Genomic DNA, 25,835 nt, shown 5'->3' with positions numbered 1-25,835 from the left:
GATGTAGCAAATATAATAATAAAAGACTATGAACAAAAATTTAAAAACACCTATTAGTTACTACGGAGGCAAGCAAAACCTCGTATCTACCATAATTCCCTTATTTCCAAAACATCAGACCTATATCGAGCCCTTTGTCGGTGGAGGCGCCATCTTCTGGGCAAAGCGTCCAAGTGAAGTTGAAGTGATCAACGATTACAATAGGGAGTTGATCAATTTTTATGAGGTATGCAAAAATGAGTTTATCGAACTTGAAAAAATGGTACGTATAAGCCTTCACTCAAGATCCCTTCATTCTGATGCAACGGTGATGTACAATAATCCCCATCTGTTCACCAGGATACAGCGGGCATGGGCGGTGTGGGTATTGTCAAGCCAATCATTTTCCGCAATGCTGGATGGTACCTGGGGATACGATGTCATAAAGGGGACAACCTCTAAAAAGATAGCAAATAGACGGGAATCATTTACTGAAGAATATGCTATTAGGCTCCAGAACGTTCAGATTGAAAACACTGATGCACTAAGGGTGATCAGGTCACGGGATTACGAGGGGGCTTTTCATTACTGTGATCCGCCTTATTTCAATTCGGATTGCGGCCACTATGATGGCTATACAATTGAAGATTTTGAGGCTCTTCTCAGTACGTTATCGCAGTGCAAGGGTAAATTCCTTATCAGTAGCTATCCTAGCGATATACTCTCAGATTACACGGGGTCAAACGGCTGGTTTACAAAAAAGATAGAGCAGACGGTTAGTGTCGCTAATGGAACCGGTGGATCAGGCAAACGAAAGATTGAGGTAATGACAGCAAATTACGATCTTAGTAATCCAATGCAGCGCCTGACATTATTTGATATTTAATAGGTTTTAATGGCCGTTTAAATCTAATTTAAACGGCCATTAAATTACATGTATTCCCTAAGTGCCCATCCAAGGTGAAAGATATCTGTAGGATCGTACTGAAACCCCTCCCGCGGTTCAATCTCAATGCTCATCCTATTCAACTTGACTTCATATTTTTCAAAGAATCCAGAAACAAACATATGGTCTTCTTTAGCTTCGTTTATTGCCGCAATAACGTCACTGCTGGGTAATACTATTTTTATCATAGGGCTAAGGTAATATCAAAATATTTATCTTAATTACGGGATACCGTAAGGAATTAAAAAAGGTCGATAAATCGACCTTTTTTTGATAGTTCCGCACTCCAAGAGTTTTATACAGGGCTTCTCTGTCTCGTATCTTTTCGGCCTTTGATGTTTTGGCGGGCAACCGCGGCACTCACAGATATTTATCCGGTGCTATCAACCGCGACTCTGCCCCATTGGAGAATTACTTGGGGTTAATTTTATTATTTAGATCACTGATGACAGTATCAATAAGACTCTTTATGATGATTTCCTCTTCTGTATCGGCTTCTTTAATCAACGTTAATTCGTTGTCTTTAGGGCTGTAAAGATACTTTGGAGACTTGCGCGCAGCCAATTCAGCTAGGCGATCGTAATATGGTCTAAGCATTAATTGGGTACTTTTGACCAAACTTTCAACTTCATGCCTATCGGGGATTATTTTAACGTCGCTCATTGCAGATTTGTTTTGATTCAAATATATCGAATTAATATTTTTGATCACATTTCGTTTTAAAAATTAGTACATTTCGTTTTTGCGTTTATAGTTCTATAGTAATAGGTCATTTTAACGGGAAGATGAACTAGCGCACAGCATTGTGCTCCAAAAAATGTATGTTTTTTAAGTTTTTTTATTAATTTCAACCTATTATTTAATCCCTGATGGACGACTGTTTTTCAGTTCCATCGCCAAACTAAATCTAAATGAAAACAGAAGACGAAAAGTATTGTGTAGAGTGCGGTAAGTTAATCAATATCAAGGCGGAGGTGTGCCCATTTTGTGGTGTGAGACAGCCTATTTTTTATGCTAACCAACCTTTTCAACAGCAAAACAACACCTTTCAGGATGACAGGTGGTTACCAGCACTGTTATTTTGTTTTTTTCTCGGCCCTTTTGGAGCGCATCGATTCTACTTGGGGCAAATTGGTACTGCTGTTATTCAGCTGCTTACCTTGGGGGGATGTGGTATCTGGTATCTAATCGATTTGATTATGATTATTGTCGGAAAATATAAAGATGCCAACGGTAATTATATCAAGAGTCCAATTAACAATAATTAATGATTTTGCTCGTCCTGAAATACCTTAAATGTCATTGGATATATTCGTTGGTGCTAGGGTATTTCGGGATTGCCATTGGCTTGTATCTTTTTACAGATATCCATATCCTTATTCCCTGTCTTTGGGAGAGTATCAGTGGTTCTGATTGTCCCGGTTGTGGGTTAACAAGAGCCTTTATCGCCTTGCTGCGGATGGAATGGCAAGAAGCTTGGTTAGAAAACCCGCTGATTTATATGCTTGTCCCATTATTAACTGTGCTGATTTTGAGGGACTTTATTCGGTTTCGGGAAGTCCAATCAATGGAAGGATAAAAAAATAAAAAATGTTTTCACTTTATAAGTGATATGTCGTAACTTTGTCTCCCGTGAAAATTAAAGTAGAGTCTTTACTGGTAGGTGCCTTAGGAAACGGTTTGTCAATCGTAATGATGCATTGTTAATTGATATTTAGCCCATTTGAGGGCTTTTTTTATATCCAGTCAAGAAGGCTTTAAAATTCATAAAAGTAAGGATACACATTTTTATAATATTACATCGATAATGACCAACTACAGCAAATTGCCTGCAATTTTAGTTTTAGAAGATGGTACAGTTTATCACGGTAAAGCCGCTGGTAAAATTGGTACGACTACTGGGGAGATCTGTTTTAATACAGGAACAACTGGTTATCAAGAGATTTTTACAGATCCATCTTATTTTGGACAAATCATGGTAACGACCAATGCGCATATTGGTAACTATGGTATTGATGCGGATGATACCGAATCAAATCAAATTCAGATTGCTGGATTAGTTTGTAAAAACTATAACATCAACTACAGCCGCAAAATGGCTGATGAATCGATCCAAAGCTACTTTGAGGAAGGAAATTTAGTTGGTATTTCTGATGTGGATACCCGTTCATTAGTGCGCCATATTCGTGATAAGGGGGCGATGAATGCGATTATTTCTTCAGAAACATTGGATGTTGAAGAATTAAAACGTCAATTGGCGGAGGTTCCTTCAATGGATGGTCTTGAATTGTCTTCGAAAGTAACGACAGCTGAGCCTTATTTCTTCGGTAATGAAAATGCTTCGTTGCGTGTTGCAGTTTTGGATTTGGGAATCAAGAAAAATATCTTGCGCAATTTTGAGGCTCGTGATGTATATACAAAGGTTTTTCCTGCGAAGACAACATTTGAAGAAATGGAGCAGTGGAATCCGGATGGTTATTTCATTTCCAATGGTCCTGGGGATCCAGCACCGATGGATTATGCTATCGAGACTGTAAAAGCTATTTTAAACGCAAATAAACCGATGTTTGGTATTTGCTTAGGTCACCAGATTTTAGCATTGGCAAATGGCATCCGCACAAGCAAGTTGCATAATGGACACCGTGGTATCAACCACCCCGTGAAGAACATTATCGCCAACCGTTGTGAAATTACGTCGCAGAACCACGGTTTTGGAGTTGTGGCTGAAGATATCCAAAATTCTGAGAACGTCGAAATTACACACGTCAATTTGAACGATCAGTCTATTGAAGGTATCCGTATCAAAGGACAGAAAGCATTTTCGGTGCAATATCATCCAGAATCATCACCGGGTCCACATGACTCGCGCTACTTGTTTGATGATTTTGTAGCAATGATCAAAAACTAAATTGCACAATATTCTATAAAAAACCCTTCAGATTTTGAAGGGTTTTTTATTGTTTTTAGTTGAACAGTTATGCCGATGGAGCATATTTTATTTCATAATAAATAGGGGAATAAATACATTTTTTATTATATTTGATTGTGAAAAATGTCTGTAGATAAGAGTGTGTCTTATCTACACTAAGTAATGAAAATAAATTATAGTCTAATAAAGAGATGAGTTTAATTATCGATGTTCATGCGCGTCAAATTTTGGATTCGCGCGGTAACCCTACAATTGAGGTAGATGTTACTACACAAAATGGTTTTGTTGGTCGTGCAGCTGTTCCTTCAGGTGCTTCAACTGGTATTCACGAAGCAGTAGAATTACGTGATGGTGACAAGTCAAAATATCTAGGAAAAGGTGTTTTGAAAGCTGTTGAGAATGTAAACATTAAAATTGCAAAAGCGCTAGAAGGTGTAGATGTTTTCGAGCAAAATGCCATCGATAAAATCATGATTGATTTAGACGGTAGCGAAAATAAAGGAAACTTAGGCGCAAATGCTATTTTAGGAGTTTCTTTAGCTGTAGCGAAAGCTGCTGCACAAGAGTCACGTCAACCATTATACCGTTATATCGGTGGTGTAAATGCGAACACGTTACCTATTCCTATGATGAATATCATCAATGGTGGTTCACACTCTGATGCACCTATCGCATTTCAGGAATTTATGATCATGCCTGTGGGTGCGCCTTCATTCTCTGAGGCTTTGCGTTGGGGTACTGAGGTTTTCCATACGTTGAAAAAAATCTTACATGACAGAGGTCTTTCAACTGCAGTAGGTGATGAAGGTGGTTTCGCGCCAACTTTTGAAGGTACTGAGGATGCTATCGAAACAGTTTTGAAAGCGATTGAAATTGCCGGTTACAAACCTGGTCAAGATGTTTGTTTAGCGTTGGATTGTGCTTCTTCTGAGTTCTACAAAGATGGTAAATACGATTATACTAAATTTGAAGGTGATAAAGGAGCTGTGCGTTCTAGCGAAGAGCAAGCAAGCTATTTGGCTGAATTAACAGCTAAATACCCTATTATTTCTATAGAAGATGGTATGGCTGAAGATGATTGGGCTGGTTGGAAAACATTGACTGACAAAATCGGTGACCATGTTCAATTAGTAGGTGATGATCTTTTTGTTACCAATACAAAACGTCTTCAACAAGGAATCGATACTCATACAGCAAACTCAATTTTAGTGAAAGTAAACCAAATTGGTTCATTGACTGAAACAATCAATGCGGTTACTTTAGCTCAAAATTCTGGTTACACTTCTGTGATGTCACACCGTTCGGGCGAGACTGAAGATGCGACTATCGCTGACTTAGCTGTAGCACTGAACTGCGGTCAGATTAAAACTGGTTCTGCTTCACGTTCTGATCGTATGGCTAAATACAACCAATTGTTACGTATTGAGGAGGAATTGGGTGGTAATGCACGTTTCATCGGTAAAAACTTTAAATACGCTAAAAAATAAGCGAAAGCTTATTTTTTATATAAAAAGCCGAAGTATTTTCTACTTCGGCTTTTTTTGTGGGCAAAATATGCTGAATGATTTTTTCTATAGTTGGCTTTAGCACCGGAACTGATATCCTGTCTTAGAATAATGTATTTCCTGTGTTTTTGTTGGGATAGGTTAGATCCAAGTCGAATGTTGTATTCAGTTTTTTGATAAAATGTGTTGCCAGTAATGGCGATTCTATCTCAATATTCTGGTGGATAAAGAAATACAGTTTTTGCAACCCGTTTTCGCGCCATAGTTTCAGCACATCGATCCATTGATCTAGGCGATCGTAATCTGACGCGTGGTTGGCACCTACATACCGTATAAAAGCAGTCGGTGTGGTTAAGCGCATATGGAGCATGTCCCTACGGCCTGCGGTATCGACCAGTACGTTGGTCACGTTGGTTTCCTCCAGCAGCGCATAGAGTTCTTTTGTTACTTCGGGTTTGGAAAACCAATCTTTATTTCGTACCTCTAAGGCTAGAGGGACTTCTTTTGGCCAGTCATGAAGAAATAGTTTTAGACGGGCCATATCCTTTGGACTATAATTGTCGTGCATCTGTAAAAAGGCCATTCCCAGTTTCTCATCGAAATGAACAATGGAATCCGTAAACAACTTCACTTTATCACCCGTATTTAATAATCTGCTAAAATGGCTGATGGATTGTGGGATTTTTGGGAAGAACTTGAAGTTGGAAGGTGTTTTCTTTTTCCAGGTTTCTACCTGGTCTATGCCGGGCGAATTGTAGAATGTGGCATTGAGTTCAATGCTGTTAAATTGCGTGGAGTAATAAGCAAGTTCGTCTTTTGTACCTCTGGGGTAAAAGCCTTTTAAATCTTGTTTATTCCATTTTGCACAGCCTACAAATACCTCAAAAGGTTGACCGTTTTTGAAATGCTGTAATAGGGTTAAGGTTTCCGGTGGAGTAGGAGGAAGGGTAAAATCGATTTCCTCCGGATGTTCAACTTGGCCGAATTTCATATTAGTTTTTTCTTAATTTATAATCAAATAATAGATGAGCCAACAGTGCCAATACCGTATAACATGTGCCTACGACAATAACACCGGGCCATTGGAAGTGTTGCCATGCTTGTGCAGCAAAAAAAGTGCCTGTTGATCCGCCAATAAAATAACTGACCATGTATACGGTGTTTAGTCGGTTGTTGGCCCCGAGGTTCAGCGCATAGAAATCGCTTTGATTTAGGATGTGCATCGACTGTAGACCAAGATCAATGAGAATAACACCAAGAATGAGACCCCAATAGGTATAGCCAAAGAGGGTAAATAATAACCAGCTGAATAACATCAATAAGATCGCATATAAGATGATTTTTGCTTTGCCTATATAAATGGTTAGTTTATTGACAAAAGCAGCGGCAAGCGCACCACAGGCACCTACGAGACCAAAGGCTCCTGCAGTTGCGGGGCCATCAAAAAAAGGTGGGGCCGAAAGATGGAAAACAAGCGTTGTAAAAAATGCGGAAAAAGCCCCAAATCCCATAGCTCCACGAAATGCAGCCAACTGTAATACAGGTTGTTTTCTGGCAAAGTTCCAGACTGATCGCATCAATTCCTGGTAAGAACCTTTAAAATTAGGCAGCACCTCTGGTAGCTTGATTGCTATGGCGATGGCTGTAATGACCATAATTGCTGAGGCTATCCAGTACATTTCGCGCCATCCGAAATAGGAGCCGACAAACCCGCTTACAACTCTAGATAGTAATATACCGATCAGCAGGCCCGACATGACCATTCCGATCGCTGAAGCCTGCTTTTCTTTGCTCGCAAGCTCAGCGGCCATGGGCACAAAAACCTGCGGAATAACGGAGGTGAAACCTATCAGAAAGCTGAATAGCAGGATCGATAGGATAGAAGTGGACATGGCCATACCGACTAAAGAAAAAATAATGAAAAAGAAATCGATCAAGATCATTTTTTTTCGCTTAAACATATCCCCTAAGGGGACGATCAGTAACAGGCCAAAGGCATATCCGATCTGCGTTAACATGGCCGAATTACTGACCATGGCCTCGTCAATATGTAGGTCTTTGGCAATCAGGTCCAATAGTGGTTGATTGTAATAATTATTGGCGACAACCAAGCCTGTGGCGATGGTCATCAGCCACAAGGTTGCTTTGGATATTTCGTTTTCGGAATCTATTGTTTGCGACATGAGCGACTAATGTAATTCATCCCAGAGATCCTGAAATTTCTGTTTCAATGCTGCAACTTCCTGTTCCAATTGTCCAATTCGTTCGAGTAAGGTCTGGTCGTTCGAGGAGCTGCCTGCAGGAACGCTATTTTCATACGCTTCCAGGTTGATATCTCCTAATAAATGAATATAGCGGACTTCTTTATGCCCTATTTGTTTAGGCAGGGACTTCAAGTAGCCTTCTTGTGCCAATTTTTCCAATTGTTCATTGATTTCGCCCAATGATTCAAATTCATAAAGTCTTCCAGAGTTTGAATTAATTTCCCCGGCGGTCATTGGTCCTCTGAGTAGTAATAAGCAAACAATGGTTAATTCGGAAGGAACCAGTGGAAATTGTATGGCAAAATTGTGTTTATACTTTGTTACGCGAGATCCTCCGCCAACAACTGTCGAGATTAAGCCCTTTTTCTTTAATATATCCAATGTAGCGATAATATCTTCTTCTGTATATTGTACAACCGGTTTGCGGGAAGTTTTTTGGTTGCAAGCAGCTTGTAAGCTGTTGATCGTCATCGGATAATATTCTGGGGTTACTTTTGATTTTTCGATTAGTGAGCCTAGCACACGTTGTTCCATGGCAGACAATTGGGGCAAATGAGTTGTTTCCATTTATCTTGAAGAATATAAATTTATGATTGAATACAAGTATGCTGTTATGGCAACATAACATTGGCTTGCCGGATTGTTCCTTCTCAAAGATGCCCTTTTTCTCCTATAACTCCAAAAGATCTTTTTCTTATCTTCGCATGAGTAATATTAGATTTAAGGTGCTTAAGATAGCTTTTCGTTCAGAATTTGTTCACCCTGTCAAAGAGGGGCATCGTTTTCCGATGCTGAAATACGAGTTGATTCCTTTACAGTTAAAACATGAGGGGATGGCGGACGAGTCTAATTTTTTCAGTCCTGAACTTGCGAGCTTTGAATCATGTTGCCTGGTGCATGATCCAGTCTATGTCAAACAGCTATTTGATTTGACCCTAGATACTAAAATGATCCGAAGAATAGGTTTTCCGTTGAGCCAAAGTCTTGTTGATCGGGAACGTTATATTTTGGAGGGAGCAATTCAAAGTGCTAAATATGCCCTTGAGTATGGTGTTGCTTTTAGCATCGCCGGGGGGACGCATCATGCAGGTTATGATTTTGGCGAAGGCTTCTGTTTGATGAATGATCAAGCTACTGCAGCGGGCTATTTGCTGAAGCACAGATACGCTAGCCGCATCCTCATCATAGACCTTGATGTGCATCAAGGAAATGGTACTGCCCATATTTTTGAGGGGCATAAACAGGTATTTACTTTTTCTATGCATGGCGAGAAAAATTATCCATTTGTAAAACAGCGTTCTTATCTGGATATTGGCTTAGCAGATAACATTCGGGATCAGGAATATCTGGTATTATTGGAAGATAGTTTATCCGATTTGTTTAGGCGGATTGAACCAGATTTTGTTTTTTACCAGGCCGGTGTGGATATATTGAAAACAGATAAACTGGGGAAATTAGGTTTAAGTCCCGAGACCTGCAGCCGACGGGATGAATTGGTCTTTCAGATGTGCCATGGATACAATATTCCGGTTCAGGTGAGTATGGGGGGAGGGTATTCTCCCGAAATTAAAGATATTGTCAATGCACATTGTCAGACTTTTAAAATAGCAATAGATTTATATAATTTATAAGATAAGAATATGTTTTTTCACCAAGATGCGACGTTCGAAGCATTGTCTGTTCATCGTGTGGGCAATAAGGCACAAGATGAATTTTATATTTTGTCAGATGCACCTGTTTCTCTTGAAGGAGATGAAGTGTTACCTGGATTGTTGATGCAGTATTTTATGAGTCCTTTTGCGAAGGTGAATGAGGTATACCGCCTATATCATCCTAATGAAGAGTTGGAGCTCAATGAAGTTTTTTATTTTGTAAGACAATATTTTAGAGAGCAGCTTCCATTTCACGATTTCTCACAACAGATTTCAAAACACCTTTATGAAGTATCTACCCATCCAAAAATAAAGGGGGGCGAGGTGTATATTGTTGCCTTAAAGAATGTTCAGATAGAAGGAGAGGAACATGATGCCATTGGTATATTCAAATCCGAAAATAAGGAGACCTATCTGAAAGTGTATCCGGAACAAGGAGCTTTTATGCTGGGATATGAGCAGGAGGCGATCAATATCAATAAACTGGACAAAGGCTGTATTATTATCAATGTAGAAGAAGAAGAAGGTTATAAGGTGCTGGTTCTCGATCAGACAAATCGTCAACAGGAGGCGGTGTATTGGAAGGATGAATTTTTACAACTGCGCGTCCGGAATGACAATTTCAATCAGACAGGTAATTATCTAAAAGTGTATAAAAACTTTGTTCAGGAAAAATTAGACGAGACGTTTGAATTGGAAAAAGCGGATAAGATTGATTTGATGAACAAATCAATGAATTACTTTAAGGAAAAGGAAACTTTTGTTCAAGAGGAATTTGAAGAACAGGTATTGGGTAATCCACAGGCGATAGCGTTATTCCAGGATTTTAAAGCTGGTTTTGAAGATGAATTTGACTCTCCATTTCAGGCTAGTTTTGAAATTGCAGATAAAGCCGTGAAGAAGATGGAATCTTCCTACAAATCTGTGTTAAAGCTCGATAAGAATTTCCATATCTATGTTCATGGTAAGCGTGAGTATCTTGAGAAAGGTTATGATGAGGATAAGGGCATGAATTACTATAAGGTTTATTTTGAGAACGAAAGTTAATCATTTTATATTCTATTGAATGGAAAAGCGCGATAGAATAGTTGGTTTCACCGCTGTATTACTTCTAATTGGGATTTTTCTTACTTCTTTGATCGAGAGAAATAGCCAGTGGATTGAAGTATTCTATGCGCGAGGTTTTTACCGCTTTTATAGTTATGTGCCAAGAATTATTTTTGGCAATATTCCTTTTAGCTTAGGCGATCTATTCTATGTCACAGTGGTTATATTTGTGTTCTATTTAGCGGTTAAACTGATCGGAAATTTATGGAGGGGAAGATGGAAGGCGTCTTTTCGCTCGCTTTTGTTTATCATCAATCTGATATTAGGGCTCTATTTTTTCTTTTACCTCTCATGGGGTTTGAATTATTACCGTAAACCAATTAGTACAAATGTACAATTGCAAGTTGATAGCTTAAAGCTGGCCGACTATCTTGTCGTATTGAATAGATTTCTGGATAGTACAAATAGTTTACGGGAAACTGTGGATCCATCGCAGTGGGAAGAGCATAAAGATTCAATTCAAGAGGACTTGAATAATTGGGTAGGACAGGATACGACTTTCGGAGATTTCCTGTCAAGCGGGCACATCGGAGCAAAATCTCCGCTAAATAGTAAAATAGTTTCTCTTTTTGGGGTTTCAGGCTATTTTAATCCATTTACACACGAATCACAGGTTAATACTGTAATGCCTGTAACCTTTATCCCCTTTACAACGGTACACGAACTTGCACACCAGCAAGGGATTGGTTTTGAAGATGAGGCAAATTTTATTGCTTTTGTGCGCTTAGAGCAACATCCCCAAGCTTTTTATCGATACTCAGCTTATCTACAGACGACGCTTTATATGCTACGTGAACTTCAGCACATGTATCCTGATTTAGGAAAAGATTATAAGAGAAGATTAAGTGTGAAAGTATTGAACGATATGGAAAAAGAAAGGTATTTCTGGAGTCAGTATACGGGTTGGGTTGACGATGTGATGGGAATATTTTATAATCAATACCTCAAGCACAACAATCAACAGGAAGGCATAGCACGATACGATCGGATGACACGGTTGGTGTTGGCCTATGAGCTTAAAAGAAGAGGCTGTAGATAATAATGAGCCCATTAAAAAAGGCGTATTAGAGAATAATACGCCTTTTTTATGGATTAAGGAATTTTGTTATTGTGTTGAAATTAGTTCAAATGTACCTTCAGTTCCGGCACTGCCCGAATAAATTTGCCCTTGAGGCAAGCCTCTCAATCCGGTGGGAGCGGTTTTAATCCGATCATAGATGTTTCTCAAGTCCGTGTTTGCATTGACAGCCCGCCCACCTGCTGCAACATCTCCATAAATATAATTAGGCGCTTTTTTATTTGTTGTCTGAGGTTTAAGGCTACCAGTTGTTAAATTGACTTTAATTTTTCCTCCGTTACCATTCGGAAAAGTTTTGGTGCCATTAAAAGCGTCATCTCCCTTTGCAATGATATAAAGAGAACCTAATTTTTGAAAATTAGCATTGATGTCAAAATTTGCACCATTATTCTTTCCATCTGTTCCATAGATGGTTGCTTTATTTCCAATTTCAGCATAACCAATTGTTAGCTTGACATTTTTCTTACCATAGAACGAAAGGGTAGAATTGTCTTTCATGATTAAGGTATCGATGTGCATGACAACAGTAGAGTCTCTATTATCGATATTTTTTTTCGCTTTTTTGCCAATTTCCAGTTTAGAAATATGTTGTGTTTCTTGTGCTTTCCCAGTGAAGGTCATTGCAAAGCAAAGAAAAAAGCCTAGAATAAATTTAAATTTCATAAAACTTTTAATTAATTGTAACTAACTAGTAGTTTGACAAATAAAAGGTAAAAGAGTTTAAAATTTAGCGAGATATTTTACAATTAATTTGGCAGTTTTCTCTGATGCGCCAGGAGAACCTAGCTTTTCGGCTAAAATATCATAGTTTTCCATCACACTTGCACGGTGAGCTTTGTTATTGATAAGTTCACCTACTTCATAGGAGATATCGTATGCCGTGCATTCGTCTTGAATCAATTCCCGTACTGATAAGAAATTGTTAATTAGATTGACTAGTGAGATAAATTTAACCTTGATGACTAATTTGGCAATCCATACCGATATTGGGTTAGCTTTATAAACGACAACCTGAGGTACTTTCAAGATACCTGTTTCGAGTGTAGCCGTTCCACTCGTTACGACTGCGGCTTCTGCGTTATGGAGAATGTCGTAGGTTTGATTGAAGATTACGGGAATATCAATACCTTTAAAAAATTGCTTGTAGTAGGCTTCATCAAAATTAGGCGCACCGGCAATGACAAATTGATGTCCAGGAAAGAAAAATGGAAGTTCGGCCATGATGGGAAGGAGGTTGGCAATTTCCATTTCGCGGCTTCCGGGTAAAAGGGCGATCAAGGGTTTTTCTGAAAATCCATGCTGCTCCCTGAACTTTGGGTTGAATTGATAGGCTGAAATCGCATCCAACAGCGGGTTTCCAACGTAATCAACGGGCATGCGCCACTTTTTATAAAAATCTACCTCAAAAGGCAGAATACAAAACATATGGCCGACAATCCGTTTGATTTTCTTTACGCGGCCTTGATTCCAGGCCCACACTTTAGGGGAAATATAATAACATGTTTTGATGCCATTTTTTTTTGCAAAATCAGCAATTTTCAAATTGAAGCCAGGGAAATCTATAAGAATGACGGTATCCGGTTTTTCTTTCAATAGATCATTTTTAACAAGTTTGAGATTCCTAGATATCTTGGGCAGATTTTTTAAAACCTCTATAAAGCCCATAAAGGCCATTTCTGAAGTATGTATCAGCGCTTTTTTTCCCGCCTCTGCTTGCATGAGATTGCCCCCTACGATTTGGAAAGTCGCATCGGGGTCTTCAATTTTTAATGCTTTAATAAGATTGGCACCATGTAAGTCTCCTGAAGTTTCACCTGCAATAAGATAGTATTTCATATGTCAATGATTTTATTCTTTATGATCTTATGAGATATCTTTTTTTCGTTAAAACTGCGTTTAGTCTTAACCATGGATATTTCATTCAAATGATCGTTTTTGAACTGTTAAAGATAAGATTATTCTAGGTATATGATGAATTCGAGCATATTATTCCATATCTTTAATTAAAGATGTTCAAGTTTTGAAGAAAATATCCGAAGTATAAAAGGTAAATAGTAATTTTGTCTTATGCAACGATTGTGGTCCTTAATAAGAAATAAGTATTTGTTAGCCGCTTTGGCTTTTCTCGTGTGGATGTTGTTTTTTGATCGAAATGACTTTGCCACGCAGTATAGTTATCAAAAGCAGAAAGCGAATTTGGAAAGTGAACGCTCCTTCTACCTTAAGGAAAATGCGGCTATCATTAAAACAATAAACGATATTCGATCAAATCCGCAGGAAGTACAACGTATTGCACGTGAGAAGTATAAGATGAAAAAAGATAATGAAGATATTTATGTGATTACTAAAGTAGCACCTAAAGAGAATCATTAAGATCTACGATATGATATAAAATGAGAAACAACGGCCATCATGTTTACATGACGGCCGTTGTTATATAGTATATAGATATGGGTATTTTAATTTGCGGCTTGGGCTACTAGACCAATATATAAAGGTTTCTTTTCATCATTAGCCTTGCCTATGAGTATTAATGAATAATAATAACCTTCAACCAATTTAATGTCGCTACGTGTTGCGATAGTTTTTCCGGCTTTATCACGAGCGGTGACAGTGAATGTGCCACTCTTTTGAGCAATAAATCCCTGATGGGCACTTGCTGAATTTTGTGTTTCTTGTGCTCTATTGGTCCATTCTGAGGGGGAAGCCTGATCGCCTATTTTCAGGGTAACTAAATCTGTACCTTCAGCAAGATTAAAGAAGCGTAAACCAGACTCTGTATTTTTGATGTCTTTATTGATTCGATCTGTTGTGATCACCTGTACGGGTTTGGCTTTAGTTCCAAATAAAAAGGATGTATAGATGGTGCTATCTTTGATTGTTACAGTTGTATCCGTTAATTTCGTGTTATATTCAGCGGAGACTGCAATTCTACGTGCTCCTGTAAATAGCCCAATTTGAGCATAACTCTTGAATCCCAATGGATAATTAGGGTTTTGAAGCGGGCCGCCGTCTGCAAAATATATAACTGCATTGGCATCCGTGTATCCATTAACCATGGTAAGCAATGCGGCAGGAATTGGCTGGTCATCGTTATCTTTTAGACAGCTTGTTAAAAAGAATGCCGCTAAAGCAATAGCAATAAAATTAAATAATCTATAGTTTTTCATAACCGTGTAATATTAAAATTTGTTTTTGTGACTCACATTGCGCTTGTGTTGTCTATTATACGGAGATGACTGACACTTTGCTACAGCGATTTGTAAAAATAATAAAAATCCATATTCAGACCTCGTTTTTTATTCCGATGACCGTTGTAAATGAATATATAGAGTAGTTGGTTGGACCGACAGCGGATCAATAAGGGTTTCTAGGCAAAATTTAGTCGGTGTGAGGGGAGGGATTTGGTTATGTCCGCTGCGCATTCTGATTCTGGTTCGTGTTTGGTTTAGCGCGAGGATTTGGATTGTTAAACTAGTAATCCTAATTTTGAAGTATGAACAATAGAATCAAAAGAATTGCGAAGGGAATGTTTGAGCAGTTTAGGCATCGTAAAATTACGGAATCTGAATTTGTACAGGCGGAGGCAAAAGCGAGGAATCTAGGAGGCTATATGGACGACTTCAACGTATTAATTGCGATGTGTAAGGACACCATTACGGGGAAGTATAAAATGGACAAATGGAATTTATCGATTATTATTGGAACGATACTTTATGTGGTTTCGCCAATTGATGCAATTCCCGATTTTATTCTCGTGGGCGGGTGGATCGATGATGTGGCCATTGTGGGTTATGCGATTCGCAAACTCAGCGCTGAAATGGAACAGTACAAGCGTTCAAAGTTTCCTGTCGAAACGAGATAAATAAAAAAAGCTACTTTTCTAAAGTAGCTTTTTTTATTTATTATTGATGTTCAATTAGTGCTTAAAGTGTCTAACACCTGTTGTCACCATGGAAATTCCTTTTTCATTGGCCATATCAATTGATAATTGATCTTTAATTGAACCACCAGGTTGTAACACGGTTGCTATTCCAGCTTCCGAAGCAATCTCCACACAATCAGGGAAAGGGAAGAAGGCATCAGATGCCATTGCACAGCCTTTAAGGTCAAAACCGAAAGAAATTGCCTTCTCAATAGCTTGTTTCAATGCATCTACTCGAGACGTTTGCCCTACGCCTGAAGCAAACAAAGTACCATTTTTAGCAAATACGATTGTATTTGACTTGGTGTGTTTTACAATTTTGTTCGCAAAATAAAGATCCTCCAGTTGTTCTGCAGTTGGCTCTACTTGTGTTACCGTAACCATTTGTTCAGGTCCTTCAATCGTATTGTCTTTATCTTGAAGAATGACGCCATTCAATAAAGTTTTGAACTGTTGGCCAGGTAATGTAACCTCTTTACGAACCAAAATAATTCTGTTTTTCTTTGCGGTAAGTATATTGATCGCTTCTTCAGAATAAGAAGGTGCAATCAACACTTCGAAGAATAATTTATTAATCTCTTCAGCTGTTGCAGCATCAACTTGACCATTCGTTATTAAGACTCCACCGAAAGCTGAAACAGGATCACATGCTAAAGCATCTAACCAAGCTTGTTTGATTGTTGACCGTGAGGCAACTCCACAAGCATTTGTGTGTTTTAAGATCGCGAATGTAGGCTCTGTGAACTCATCAATCAAAGCAACGGCAGCATCAACGTCAACCAAATTGTTGTAAGATAGCTCTTTACCGTTCAATTTGTCAAACATCTTATCTAAGTCGCCGAAGAAAATACCTTTTTGGTGCGGGTTTTCACCATAGCGCAACACCTGCGCTTTTTGCTCAGATTGTTTAAAAACCTGAAGCGGATTTTCTTGATTGAAATAGTTGAAGATTGCCGTATCGTAATGCGAGGATGTATTGAATGCACGTTTAGCAAATTCTTTACGTTGTTCCAACGACGTATTACCTTCTTGGTTTGCTAGTATTTCTTCCAATTCTTTGTAATCATTTTTGGAAGAGATAATAACCACATCGTTAAAGTTTTTAGCGGCAGCGCGTATCAATGAAATTCCACCGATATCTATTTTCTCGATAATATCTTGTTCCGATGCACCGGAAGCAACAGTTTCTTCAAAAGGATACAAATCCACAATAACCAAATCGATCTCAGGTATTTCATACTGAGCAAGCTGTTGTTGATCCGACTCAAGCGGGCGGCGCGCCAAGATACCGCCAAATACTTTTGGATGCAATGTTTTTACACGGCCTCCTAAAATAGAAGGGTAGCTGGTGAGGTCTTCAACTGGAACAACATCTATACCTAAATCTTTGATAAATGTTTCTGTTCCACCAGTGGAATAGAAGGTAACACCGTATTTGTTTAATAATTCAACTAAAGGAGCGAGGCCGTCTTTATAATAGACTGAAACCAATGCATTTTTAATCTTTACAGGATGGTTCATTATGATGGATTTGTTTCGTGGCGCAAAGATAGGTATTTAAAATCTTGATATCAATAAATCAAGTACTTTTTAAATAGAAAGGAGAATCTGTTTACGAGATTCTCCTTTCTAGATTGTTTTAATTTTATACCAAATTGAGCTTTAATTTTAGCTCTTCAGAAATTTGGTTGGTGATTTCCCAGATTGGCTCTGGTTCATCGGTATTGTTAAATATGACCTGATCGCAAGTGTCCTGATACGGCAGTAGGTACTCGTTGTAGGAGGGTAGAACATGGTTTACCCATTTGTACATGACATCATCTTCAAAGTATCCCCGTTCAACCAGATCACGGTGTAAGCGTCGTCTTAACGCGATATCCTGATCAGCGCTTAAAAATATCTTATGATTGATTAAATTATTTATCTCTGTATAATAGAAAATGAATAGACCTTCAATAATTAAAATAGGTGCCGGTTTAATCTCTAATATTTTGGGTGTTAATGAAGGGTTGTTAAATGTATACTCTTCCTTATATATTGTCTCACCGTTAAAGAGAGCCTTGATATCTTTATAAAAAGCATCTCTGTCGATTGATGTCGGAATATCGAAGTTATAGAGCCTGTTTTCCTCCTGAGTTTTAGTATTGGCAGGGATGTAATAATCATCTTGGGAAATTAAGGTCACCTCATGTGGGTTAAAATGTTTTAAAAAGCTATTTAAAAAAAAAGTCTTCCCAGAACCACTACTTCCGGCAATTCCTATGACATACGGTTTGTTATTCATTCTTACTATGCTATAAAAGCTATTTTATTCTGTTAATTTTCTAGAGGTAATCCATACGCAATTTCAACCTGGAAGCGTTTATCAAGTGCGCCTATGCTCGCGGCGGCAGATTTTGACAACACGACAATTGCATTTTGGTTTTCGGCATTATCATTAAATTTACCAACCACTTTTGCATAAGTCACACTTTTGGTCATTGGGTTAGTAATTTTTAAAATAGTACCTACTGGAGCTGACTTATGAAGAGCGAGGTTGCTTGTACCTTGAGATGATAGCCCATCAATCCAGACGCCAATACCACGTTCGGACTTTTCACGTATTCCGTAGCGGTTTGTTGAAATTTGATTTTCTTCTTTATCATCACCGTCAGTAGAATCGGGGCTTACAATTTCGATTCCTTTAGGTTCAACTAATTTTGGTCGTTCAGGAGGCAGGGGCTGATTGGGGATCATGAGTTTCATTCCACCGCCAATAACATTATTTTTTAAGTTATTTGCTTTTTTGATGTCTTCAACAGAAATACTGAACCTTTTAGATATGGCATAAAGTGTCTCTTTCTCACCAACGATATATTCCGTGAAACCTTCTTGCTGCTGCGGATTACGCGGATTTTGCACTGTCATATTTCCACGGTCATTGTTTACTGTTGATTTCGCTTTACGACCTGTTGGAATCTTAACAATTTGACCCAGGCTTAATGTTCCATTACCGTTTATTTGGGTCAATTGGCCTACCGTCGTTTTATACTTTTTACTTAACTGGTAATAATTATCTCCTTTTTCAATTTTGAACAGCACGTATTCTTCACCATTGATTGCTTCTGTTCCTACTGAATCAGGGATAAAATCAGCGCGTAAAGAAGTTGAGTTTTTTGCTTCAACTTGTTGAATAGCTAATATCGCGATGGATAGAATAGCTATCTTTTTATATGTCTTTAATTCGAATAAAACTTTCATATATTTTGCAATTATACTAAATACGAAACAAACTCCCGTTTATTATCTGTCAAAAGGAATATTTGTTCGTGAATAAGAAAATAGATGTTGAAGAACTTTAGTCCTAGTTTGGAAACTGCAAGAGTAGTTGCTGTTATTTTTTCTTTTGTGGATTGCACTAACCTGATTTGATAACAATTATCTTTGTCTTTTTCATAGAAAACCCAAATAAAGTGGTCATTTACCCTATTAATCCAGATCTCGCCATCAATTGGGAAGTCCTTCAAAAAAAGGGGTATTTCACCATTGTAGATGATAGGATAGACGAGCGCACTGGCATAAGGTTTAATGGAATTCTCATTTTTGCTTTCAATCAACATCGTTTGGAGATTCAAAAATAGTTGTAATCCCTCTGCTATTACTTTGGGTCTAATAAGTAGTCCTTGGTCAACCATATTGATAAAAGTATAGTTGAACCAGGTTTCTTGTTGTTGTGGATTGTAACAATTGATTAGTTGTATGCCTGCATCAATTGGTGAATTATGCGCAATCTTCTTTAGTATCAATTTTTTACATTGGATTCCGCCTAATACCCATTCTTTGGCAATTGCCTTGAAGTCCCGTAAAACGTAAGTTCCTTCAAAAGTAATCACATTAAAATAGGGCAGGGTATCATCTGGATTTCTTGTCTCTACCGCAATCAATTTATTCTCCGCATCGATTTCGATCCGCCAAATCGGGTATGTAAAAATGAAATTGAATGCTTTTGAAATTGTGTGATTCGCCATGTAATTTTCAACCAAGAGGGCAAATTTACTAAAAGCTTTTAAATTATGGTTGCTGGGATGGTGATTAATGAAAAACGTCCAGACAAGCTGGACGTTTTTTCTGAGAAAAGGATCTCTTAAAATTTAGAGCCAATTGTCAATACCACATTGGTTCGTTGATTTTTTATATTGGCTATTGGACTTGTATTGCCAAAGTACTGTTCATCTATAAGGTAAGGTCTTTCTTCATATTTTATGGCATTATAAGCTCCTGTCAAATCAATATACATTCCCCGACCGAGTTTCGCACCAATACCTAAAGAAGCCGTATAGTTGGTATAATCTACATCTTTATAAGGATTGCCACTATAATTGAAACCAGCTCGACCACTTAATACATTATCAAATAAAACTTCACCACCGATTCGCGCATTAAATGCACCTTGGTAAGTATCTTTAATGTTTTGGTTCATGTTCTTTTCTAAACTTTTACTGTAGTTGCCAACATCTTTAAAACGCATGGCGGCATAATCTACCCATTCAACATCTGCGGTTATTAATCCTCTTGAAAAAACTTGACTAGCACCTACAGACAATTTATAGGGTGTATTCATATTGTATTCCAGGTAACTATGTCCTGCGTCATCACTGGTTCTGTATTCCTTGAAAGATTTATCTTCATCCCGATTAAAATAGCGGAATTCCGAATTGCTATAAGTTTCATCCCGAATACTCATAAATGTTGGCGACTTGGCTGTAAAGCCCATACTGAAAGTAGGTGTGAACTTATAGATTACCCCTAGTTTGAAATCTACACCTGTACCATCAGTTACTTGTATATAGTCATCAAATAACTCATAATCCTTGCCAAGAATTTTATTTTTTTCGACGTTTTTTGGATCTAAATATTCAGAACCTGGATTACGTTTTGCCAAATTTTCGGCGTTCAATGTTCTTCCATATTCAGTATACCAACTTGAATTGTCATAACTATAGGCTGTAAATCCTAAAGCTGCCCCCAAATATAATTTGTTGCTATAGTTTGCACCAAAAGATAATACAGATTCGGATTTACTGCCTTTTTCCAAAATAGAATTTACCTGATCAAAGCCATCCTTTCCATTAAAATTATCAAAGTCAGTAATAGGGAAATATCTTCCGTTATTGCCTGTTTCTTTATCAAATAATAAAGAGTTATTATAAACTTCCTGGCCCCAGCCATTCATACCGCCAGGTGACGATAGCTGGTCAGAATAAGCGTCAGAGATCGAACTTGTGTTATTTACTCCTCGATATTCTAGCAGATTATTATAGACATAATTGCGATTATAAGCAATACCGACATTGAAATTTAACCAGCCTTTATCTAAGTTGCCTCCGTTGCGATAAGTTGGCAAGTGAAAAACAATTCCAGCATTATCCAAGTTGAAATTATTCTTACTGCTATTTGAATTTTGGCCAAAATAGTCGGTTTTATTTTTATTGTTAAGGTATCTGGCTGTTACCGATACGTCAGACTGATTGAAGTAGCCCAAGCCGGCGGGGTTACTCGTAATCGAACTAATATCTCCACCTAATGCGGTAGAAGCGTTTCCCATGGCTTTAAAACGAGCTGTTCCACCATTGTCCCCTTGGGAAAATAAAAGTACATCTTTCGTATATTGCGCTTGAGTAGTCCCTGCTGCACCTAAAACGAATGCAGTTCCAAAAAGTAATTTTTTGATTGTCATATGCTGAAATGTCGTCAATAATAATCAGTAGCATACAAAATGTTGTATGCTACTGTTCAAATGCTTTTAACTATCGAGTACGTCCTCCACTTGATCTTGAGCTACCGCCTCCGGAGAAACCTCCACCCGAAGATCTCGAGCTACCACCGCCAGAGAAACCACCACTAGAAGAGCGGGATGAACCACTATCATAGCTTCTTGTTGGAGGCGTATAGGTTGGTCTTGACGTCGAGCTTGGGTTGCTAGAACGTGTTTCCATGGAACGGCTCATCGGACGAGATACCTCCCCAGAGCTTGTGCGTGACCGCGTGCCATTATTATAGTAGCCACCTGTACTGCGTGTACTATTCGGGTAGGAACCGTTTACTCGCTCGGATGTTCTTGAACGCGTACCGTCTGAATAACCCCTGTTTGATATGCCATCGGAAGTTCTTGTTCTTCCTCCTGTTCTATCGTATGATGAACTACGCGATGAAACTGAACCATCCGTATTTCTCGATCTGCCAGTTACAGATGTGATTCTTCCTCTCGAATCACGCGCTACGCCAGTGCGATCATATCCGCCGGAATTTCGGGCAACGCCGTTACGGTCATACCCGCCTGAAGTCCGGGTTCTTGATGATGAACTTCGCGTATTATAGTTATCTCTGTATACAGATCTACTTGAAGCGTAACGAGGTCTCGAATTGCCCCAATAACCACCACCCCAGTATCCATTTCCGTACCAGCCTGATCCCCAGTAGCCACCGCCATACCAGCCACCCCAAGGTCTATAGCCTCCATACCAAGGAGATCCCCAGCCCCAGCTAGATCCCCAACCCCATCCAAGGCCGATCGACCACGATGATCCCCAACCAGAGTTCCATCCCCAGCCCATTCCAAATGATGGTCCGTATCCGTACCAACCACCGAAGCCATAGCCATACCATGGGTCAAAAAATGGGTCGAAATAGGTCATCCCTGGAGTTGCGTAATAAAAACGGTTGATACGATTAGCGTATTCGAGATCTTCATAGGAATCACTGTTGTAATCCTGATCGGAATATTCATCATCATAATAACCACCTTGTGCCTGTCCATTTGGTTGGGCCTGATCTGCATCCGTGTAATAATAATCTGGGCTTTGGTAAACCTTTTGTCTCGCTTGCCCACTATTGCCATAGACATCGTCGCCATAGATTTGCCTACTCGTACCGCAGGAACCCAGCATGAACGCTCCTGTTATGGCAAGTGCTCCGATAAATAATCTATTTTTTTTCATAATATCCTAAATCGTTATTTTCGATTATACAGCCTTATTTACTATCTTAGACGCAAATTTCTCGACGGGGTTTAATCGAAGTAATCAAAAATACAAATATTTTTTATTGAACGCTTTTCGTATTAGAATTGCAGACGAGATTTAACGTAAGAATGTTACAATAATTTATCAATTTCATATGAGTAAAGGAATAACAAGTCGTGCAGAAGATTATTCGCAATGGTATAATGAGCTTGTGATCAAAGCTGATCTCGCTGAAAATTCAGCTGTACGAGGCTGTATGGTGATTAAACCATACGGGTACGCCATCTGGGAACGGATGCAAGCGATCTTAGATAAAAGATTTAAAGAAACAGGTCATAGCAACGCTTATTTCCCTTTATTCATTCCCAAATCGTTTTTTTCAAAAGAAGCTGCGCATGTGGAAGGTTTCGCTACCGAATGCGCGGTAGTAACTCATTATAGATTAAAAAACGATGGTACAGGTAAGATCGTAGTGGATGAAGAGGCGAAATTGGAGGAAGAGCTAATTGTACGTCCGACTTCTGAGACGATTATATGGAATACCTACCGTGGTTGGATTGAATCTTATCGTGATCTTCCAATTTTGGTCAACCAATGGGCCAACGTCGTACGATGGGAAATGCGTACACGTCTTTTCTTGCGTACTGCGGAGTTTTTGTGGCAGGAGGGCCATACAGCTCACGCAACCAGAGAAGAGGCTATTGAAGAAACCGAACGTATGCTTGATGTCTATGCGGAATTTGCTGAAAAGATATTGGCTGTGCCTGTTGTACGTGGTAGAAAAACAGAAAACGAACGTTTTGCGGGTGCCTTGGATACCTATTGTATTGAAGCATTGATGCAAGATGGAAAAGCATTGCAAGCAGGAACTTCTCATTTCCTCGGCCAAAACTTTGCAAAGGCGTTTGACGTGAAATTTACGTCTAAAGAAGGAAAATTGGAGCATGTTTGGGCGACTTCTTGGGGTGTTTCTACACGTTTGATGGGTGCATTGATTATGGCTCACTCAGATGATCAAGGATTGGTATTGCCACCAAAATTGGCACCAATTCAAGTTGTCATTGTTCCGATTTTTAAAACTGATGCAGAAAAAGCACAGATCGATGAATTCGTGAATCAGTTGACAAAAGAATTACGGGTGAACGACATATCCGTAAAATACGACGATCGGGACACTCAACGTCCGGGCTTTAAATTTGCAGAATGGGAGTTAAAAGGTGTTCCTGTACGTGTCGCAGTCGGGGCAAGAGATATGCAAAATGGTACGGTAGAATTAGCGCGACGTGATACCCAAACGAAGGAAACGGTTGCTCAGGAGGGCTTGGCCGGTACTATTGTACAATTGCTAGATACTATACAAGAAAATATATACCAAAAAGCATTAAATTTCAGGACATCGCATTTCACTGAAGTGAATTCGTATGATGAGTTTAAAGAAGTGCTGGAAGGTAAGGGTGGTTTTATCTCTTGTCATTGGGACGGAACAACAGAAACAGAAAAACGCGTAAAAGAAGAAACCAAGGCAACAATTCGTTGTATTCCTTTGGATGCGAAAGAAGAGGAAGGTGTTTGTATCTTTACCGGGAAGCCTTCAAATCGTCGTGTACTCTTTGCAAAAGCCTATTAATAGTCTTATCAGAATATGAGGATACTCATTTTGGGATGTGGTTGGCTTGCAGAATCTTTTGCGCTACATATGAAGTATCAAGGCCATGAGGTTTGGGCTAGTACGACAACATCTGAAAAATACCATCGGTTGAATGCCGATGGTATTTTTTCATTTATTCTAGACTTTGATTATGAAAACTTTCCAGCAAGGATAGATTTACCTACTCAATTTGACTTCGTATTAAACAGTATTCCGGCAAGTCAGAAAAATAGTGTATCGATTCTTGAAAACAGATTTTCGAATATTAAATCATTTTACAGGCACATTACTTGGAAGAAACAAGTCTTTCTGAGCTCTATTGGAATTTATCCGGATAAAGATGCTGTATTTGATGAATTCTATGCAGATACAACCGAGCTCTCATCAAAACTCTTGCTTGCTGAAGCATGCATGTTGGGATTGGCTGATACCATAATTTATCGATTAGGAGGTTTGTTTGGTAAAAACCGTGTTTTTGCCAAATATTTTTCCGAACGTATTTGTACGACGGGTGAACAGCCAGCCAATTTTGTTCATATCGATGATGTGATCAGACTGTTAGAGGCGGCATCTTGCAATGTGCTTAAACATACTGTATACAATGTTGTTGCTCCCTTACATCCTAAAAAAAAGGACGTAATTCTAGCGTCGGCAAAAAAATATGGCTATATTTTGCCACTTGCATTCGAAGCAACTAATACGATTCAAAAAATAGTTAGGGGTGAATTACTTCAAGAGGAACTGGAATATGAATATGTCCTGCCTGATCCTTTGCAATTTTAATTCATTTTTATTTTAAAAAGAAAAATGAATTTGTGACTACCAAGGTGAAAAAATTAAATAATTTCATTATTTTAACATCAATTCTACTATGGGAAATTTAAGTAGGGGGTCATATTTGCGGGAATTTACCCATATCGAGAAATTTTTGCCAGATATTGGTGTTTTCCTTTGAACAAACCGATAATAGATTAGTATTTTAACAGCATATTATAATAGAGCCATGACAAATGTAGAGAGACATCAATATATCTTAAAACAATTAAAGGAAGTCGGCGTAGTTCAGGTAATTGATCTATGTGAGGAATTGGGCGTTTCCTCTGTGACCATTCGGAAGGATTTGACCTTGTTGGAAGATAGTGGATTGTTGTTTAGGACGCATGGCGGGGCAACACAATATAATCCTTATACGACTGATCGTACCGTATTTGAAAAAGAGAAACTTCGTTCGGATGATAAAAGCAGGATCGGGAAAAAAGCGGCTGAAATGATTGAGGAAAATGATTCCATCATTATAGCTTCAGGAACGACCATGCAGTCGCTAGCAAAGCAGATTGTTCCTAAAGGAAATATTACTGTAGTGACTTCGGCATTGAATGTTGCAATGGAATTGATCAAATATCCTTCGGTTGAAATCATGCAGATGGGGGGGACGCTTCGCAAGACCTCAACATCCGTAACGGGAAAGTATGCAGAAAATATATTACAGGATTTTTATTGCAGTAAATTGTTTTTGGGTGTAGACGGGATTGACCTGGAGTACGGGGTATCAACGTCAAGTGCGCAGGAAGCTCAATTAAATCGCATTATGATCGATACGGCTCAAAAAGTTGTCGTTCTTGCAGATTCTTCCAAATTTGGAAGAAGAAGTTTCGGACGAATTTGTGGTTTTGATAAAATTGATATATTAATTACCGATGACAAAGTAAATACAAGCTTTGTGGAATCGTTAGAAAAAGCTGGGGTAAACGTCATAGTTGTTTAACACAGTTTAACAAAAAAAACTCAAAACTATGCTCGA

General features: G+C 38.6%; 27 protein-coding genes. 13 read left to right on the top strand and 14 right to left on the bottom strand.

What is annotated here, in order from left to right:
* The first annotated feature begins 28 nt into the window (after positions 1-28).
* On the top strand, positions 29-865 hold the full coding sequence (locus B2O97_RS06930) for a DNA adenine methylase (RefSeq protein WP_286767150.1): 837 nt from the start codon (positions 29-31) through the stop codon (positions 863-865).
* Positions 866-909: 44 nt separating this feature from the next.
* On the opposite strand, the gene B2O97_RS06925 is transcribed toward B2O97_RS06930, so the two are convergent.
* Together B2O97_RS06925 and B2O97_RS06920 are read right to left on the bottom strand one after the other, a co-directional pair.
* A complete protein-coding gene (locus B2O97_RS06925; RefSeq protein WP_286767149.1) occupies positions 910-1,113 on the bottom strand; it encodes a hypothetical protein in 204 nt (67 codons plus the stop codon).
* 223 nt (positions 1,114-1,336) lie between these two features.
* Positions 1,337-1,588 (bottom strand): hypothetical protein, encoded by a 252-nt coding sequence (locus B2O97_RS06920; RefSeq protein WP_286767148.1) that lies wholly within the window; start codon positions 1,586-1,588, stop codon positions 1,337-1,339.
* A gap of 248 nt (positions 1,589-1,836) precedes the next feature.
* On the opposite strand from B2O97_RS06920, the gene B2O97_RS06915 reads away from it, so the two are divergent.
* The 4 genes from B2O97_RS06915 to eno all read left to right on the top strand — a co-directional run bounded on the left by B2O97_RS06915 (position 1,837) and on the right by eno (position 5,341).
* Positions 1,837-2,193: a TM2 domain-containing protein gene (locus B2O97_RS06915; RefSeq protein ID WP_046675450.1), complete on the top strand. Its 357-nt coding sequence runs from the start codon at positions 1,837-1,839 to the stop codon at positions 2,191-2,193.
* On the top strand, positions 2,193-2,504 hold the full coding sequence (locus B2O97_RS06910) for a DUF2752 domain-containing protein (RefSeq protein WP_286767147.1): 312 nt from the start codon (positions 2,193-2,195) through the stop codon (positions 2,502-2,504). Before B2O97_RS06915 ends, B2O97_RS06910 begins: the two co-directional genes overlap by 1 nt.
* Before the next feature lie 228 nt (positions 2,505-2,732).
* Positions 2,733-3,833 carry a glutamine-hydrolyzing carbamoyl-phosphate synthase small subunit gene (gene carA, locus B2O97_RS06905; RefSeq protein WP_112376111.1) on the top strand — a complete coding sequence of 367 codons (1,101 nt, stop codon included), beginning with the start codon at positions 2,733-2,735 and terminating at the stop codon, positions 3,831-3,833.
* Between the two features lie 212 nt (positions 3,834-4,045).
* Positions 4,046-5,341, top strand: a complete 1,296-nt coding sequence (eno, locus tag B2O97_RS06900) for a phosphopyruvate hydratase (protein ID WP_286767146.1) — start codon at positions 4,046-4,048, stop codon at positions 5,339-5,341.
* Between the two features lie 121 nt (positions 5,342-5,462).
* Here the strand turns inward: eno and B2O97_RS06895 are convergent, their stop codons facing one another.
* The 3 genes from B2O97_RS06895 to B2O97_RS06885 are packed head-to-tail and all read right to left on the bottom strand — an operon-like array spanning position 5,463 to position 8,190.
* On the bottom strand, positions 5,463-6,350 hold the full coding sequence (locus B2O97_RS06895) for a DUF72 domain-containing protein (protein ID WP_286767145.1): 888 nt from the start codon (positions 6,348-6,350) through the stop codon (positions 5,463-5,465).
* A 1-nt stretch (position 6,351) separates the two neighbouring features.
* Positions 6,352-7,542 (bottom strand): MFS transporter, encoded by a 1,191-nt coding sequence (locus tag B2O97_RS06890; protein WP_201638987.1) that lies wholly within the window; start codon positions 7,540-7,542, stop codon positions 6,352-6,354.
* Between the two features lie 6 nt (positions 7,543-7,548).
* The gene (locus B2O97_RS06885) at positions 7,549-8,190 is read right to left on the bottom strand and encodes a YceH family protein (RefSeq protein WP_070567799.1); all 642 of its coding nucleotides are present in this window, start codon (positions 8,188-8,190) and stop codon (positions 7,549-7,551) included.
* Positions 8,191-8,327: 137 nt separating this feature from the next.
* Between B2O97_RS06885 and B2O97_RS06880 the strand changes: the two genes are divergently transcribed.
* Genes B2O97_RS06880 through B2O97_RS06870 form a run of 3 tightly spaced genes read left to right on the top strand, consistent with a single transcriptional unit; the run spans position 8,328 to position 11,421 of the window.
* Positions 8,328-9,254, top strand: a complete 927-nt coding sequence (locus B2O97_RS06880) for a histone deacetylase family protein (protein ID WP_286767144.1) — start codon at positions 8,328-8,330, stop codon at positions 9,252-9,254.
* A 9-nt stretch (positions 9,255-9,263) separates the two neighbouring features.
* Positions 9,264-10,322 (top strand): nucleoid-associated protein, encoded by a 1,059-nt coding sequence (locus B2O97_RS06875; protein ID WP_286767143.1) that lies wholly within the window; start codon positions 9,264-9,266, stop codon positions 10,320-10,322.
* A gap of 19 nt (positions 10,323-10,341) precedes the next feature.
* Complete coding sequence (locus B2O97_RS06870) at positions 10,342-11,421, top strand: DUF3810 domain-containing protein (RefSeq protein WP_286767142.1); 1,080 nt, start codon at positions 10,342-10,344, stop codon at positions 11,419-11,421.
* Between the two features lie 66 nt (positions 11,422-11,487).
* Here the strand turns inward: B2O97_RS06870 and B2O97_RS06865 are convergent, their stop codons facing one another.
* Positions 11,488-12,123 (bottom strand): hypothetical protein, encoded by a 636-nt coding sequence (locus B2O97_RS06865; RefSeq protein WP_046675459.1) that lies wholly within the window; start codon positions 12,121-12,123, stop codon positions 11,488-11,490.
* A 57-nt stretch (positions 12,124-12,180) separates the two neighbouring features.
* Complete coding sequence (gene lpxB, locus B2O97_RS06860; RefSeq protein WP_070567791.1) at positions 12,181-13,296, bottom strand: lipid-A-disaccharide synthase; 1,116 nt, start codon at positions 13,294-13,296, stop codon at positions 12,181-12,183.
* A 231-nt stretch (positions 13,297-13,527) separates the two neighbouring features.
* On the opposite strand from lpxB, the gene B2O97_RS06855 reads away from it, so the two are divergent.
* Positions 13,528-13,833: an FtsB family cell division protein gene (locus tag B2O97_RS06855; RefSeq protein WP_070567789.1), complete on the top strand. Its 306-nt coding sequence runs from the start codon at positions 13,528-13,530 to the stop codon at positions 13,831-13,833.
* Between the two features lie 86 nt (positions 13,834-13,919).
* Here the strand turns inward: B2O97_RS06855 and B2O97_RS06850 are convergent, their stop codons facing one another.
* Positions 13,920-14,630, bottom strand: coding sequence for a DUF4397 domain-containing protein (locus B2O97_RS06850; protein ID WP_070567787.1), 711 nt, complete (start codon positions 14,628-14,630; stop codon positions 13,920-13,922).
* A 326-nt stretch (positions 14,631-14,956) separates the two neighbouring features.
* Between B2O97_RS06850 and B2O97_RS06845 the strand changes: the two genes are divergently transcribed.
* Positions 14,957-15,325, top strand: a complete 369-nt coding sequence (locus B2O97_RS06845; protein ID WP_053003880.1) for a YkvA family protein — start codon at positions 14,957-14,959, stop codon at positions 15,323-15,325.
* Positions 15,326-15,379: 54 nt separating this feature from the next.
* Here B2O97_RS06845 and purH read toward each other — a convergent pair whose 3' ends face one another.
* From purH to B2O97_RS06815, 6 genes are all read right to left on the bottom strand, one after another.
* Complete coding sequence (gene purH, locus B2O97_RS06840; protein WP_070567785.1) at positions 15,380-16,906, bottom strand: bifunctional phosphoribosylaminoimidazolecarboxamide formyltransferase/IMP cyclohydrolase; 1,527 nt, start codon at positions 16,904-16,906, stop codon at positions 15,380-15,382.
* Positions 16,907-17,030: 124 nt separating this feature from the next.
* Positions 17,031-17,669 (bottom strand): uridine kinase family protein, encoded by a 639-nt coding sequence (locus B2O97_RS06835; protein ID WP_046675464.1) that lies wholly within the window; start codon positions 17,667-17,669, stop codon positions 17,031-17,033.
* A gap of 32 nt (positions 17,670-17,701) precedes the next feature.
* Positions 17,702-18,625, bottom strand: a complete 924-nt coding sequence (locus tag B2O97_RS06830) for a LysM peptidoglycan-binding domain-containing protein (protein ID WP_070567783.1) — start codon at positions 18,623-18,625, stop codon at positions 17,702-17,704.
* Positions 18,626-18,636: 11 nt separating this feature from the next.
* Complete coding sequence (locus B2O97_RS06825) at positions 18,637-19,392, bottom strand: hypothetical protein (protein WP_070567781.1); 756 nt, start codon at positions 19,390-19,392, stop codon at positions 18,637-18,639.
* Positions 19,393-19,508: 116 nt separating this feature from the next.
* Positions 19,509-21,101 (bottom strand): OmpP1/FadL family transporter, encoded by a 1,593-nt coding sequence (locus tag B2O97_RS06820; RefSeq protein ID WP_070567778.1) that lies wholly within the window; start codon positions 21,099-21,101, stop codon positions 19,509-19,511.
* A 70-nt stretch (positions 21,102-21,171) separates the two neighbouring features.
* The gene (locus B2O97_RS06815; RefSeq protein ID WP_083296034.1) at positions 21,172-22,362 is read right to left on the bottom strand and encodes a hypothetical protein; all 1,191 of its coding nucleotides are present in this window, start codon (positions 22,360-22,362) and stop codon (positions 21,172-21,174) included.
* Positions 22,363-22,540: 178 nt separating this feature from the next.
* Between B2O97_RS06815 and proS the strand changes: the two genes are divergently transcribed.
* From proS to agaR, 3 genes are all read left to right on the top strand, one after another.
* The gene (proS, locus tag B2O97_RS06810; RefSeq protein WP_046675471.1) at positions 22,541-24,013 is read left to right on the top strand and encodes a proline--tRNA ligase; all 1,473 of its coding nucleotides are present in this window, start codon (positions 22,541-22,543) and stop codon (positions 24,011-24,013) included.
* Between the two features lie 15 nt (positions 24,014-24,028).
* Positions 24,029-24,817: a hypothetical protein gene (locus tag B2O97_RS06805; protein ID WP_070567772.1), complete on the top strand. Its 789-nt coding sequence runs from the start codon at positions 24,029-24,031 to the stop codon at positions 24,815-24,817.
* 220 nt (positions 24,818-25,037) lie between these two features.
* Positions 25,038-25,799: a transcriptional repressor AgaR gene (gene agaR / locus B2O97_RS06800; RefSeq protein ID WP_070567770.1), complete on the top strand. Its 762-nt coding sequence runs from the start codon at positions 25,038-25,040 to the stop codon at positions 25,797-25,799.
* Positions 25,800-25,835: the final 36 nt, after the last annotated feature.

It is taken from the genome of Sphingobacterium sp. UBA865 (genome assembly GCF_002295765.1).
GTDB classification, from domain to species: domain Bacteria; phylum Bacteroidota; class Bacteroidia; order Sphingobacteriales; family Sphingobacteriaceae; genus Sphingobacterium; species Sphingobacterium multivorum.
Note: the sequence above shows the minus strand (reverse complement) of the source record. Positions and strands in the feature narration are given on the sequence as shown.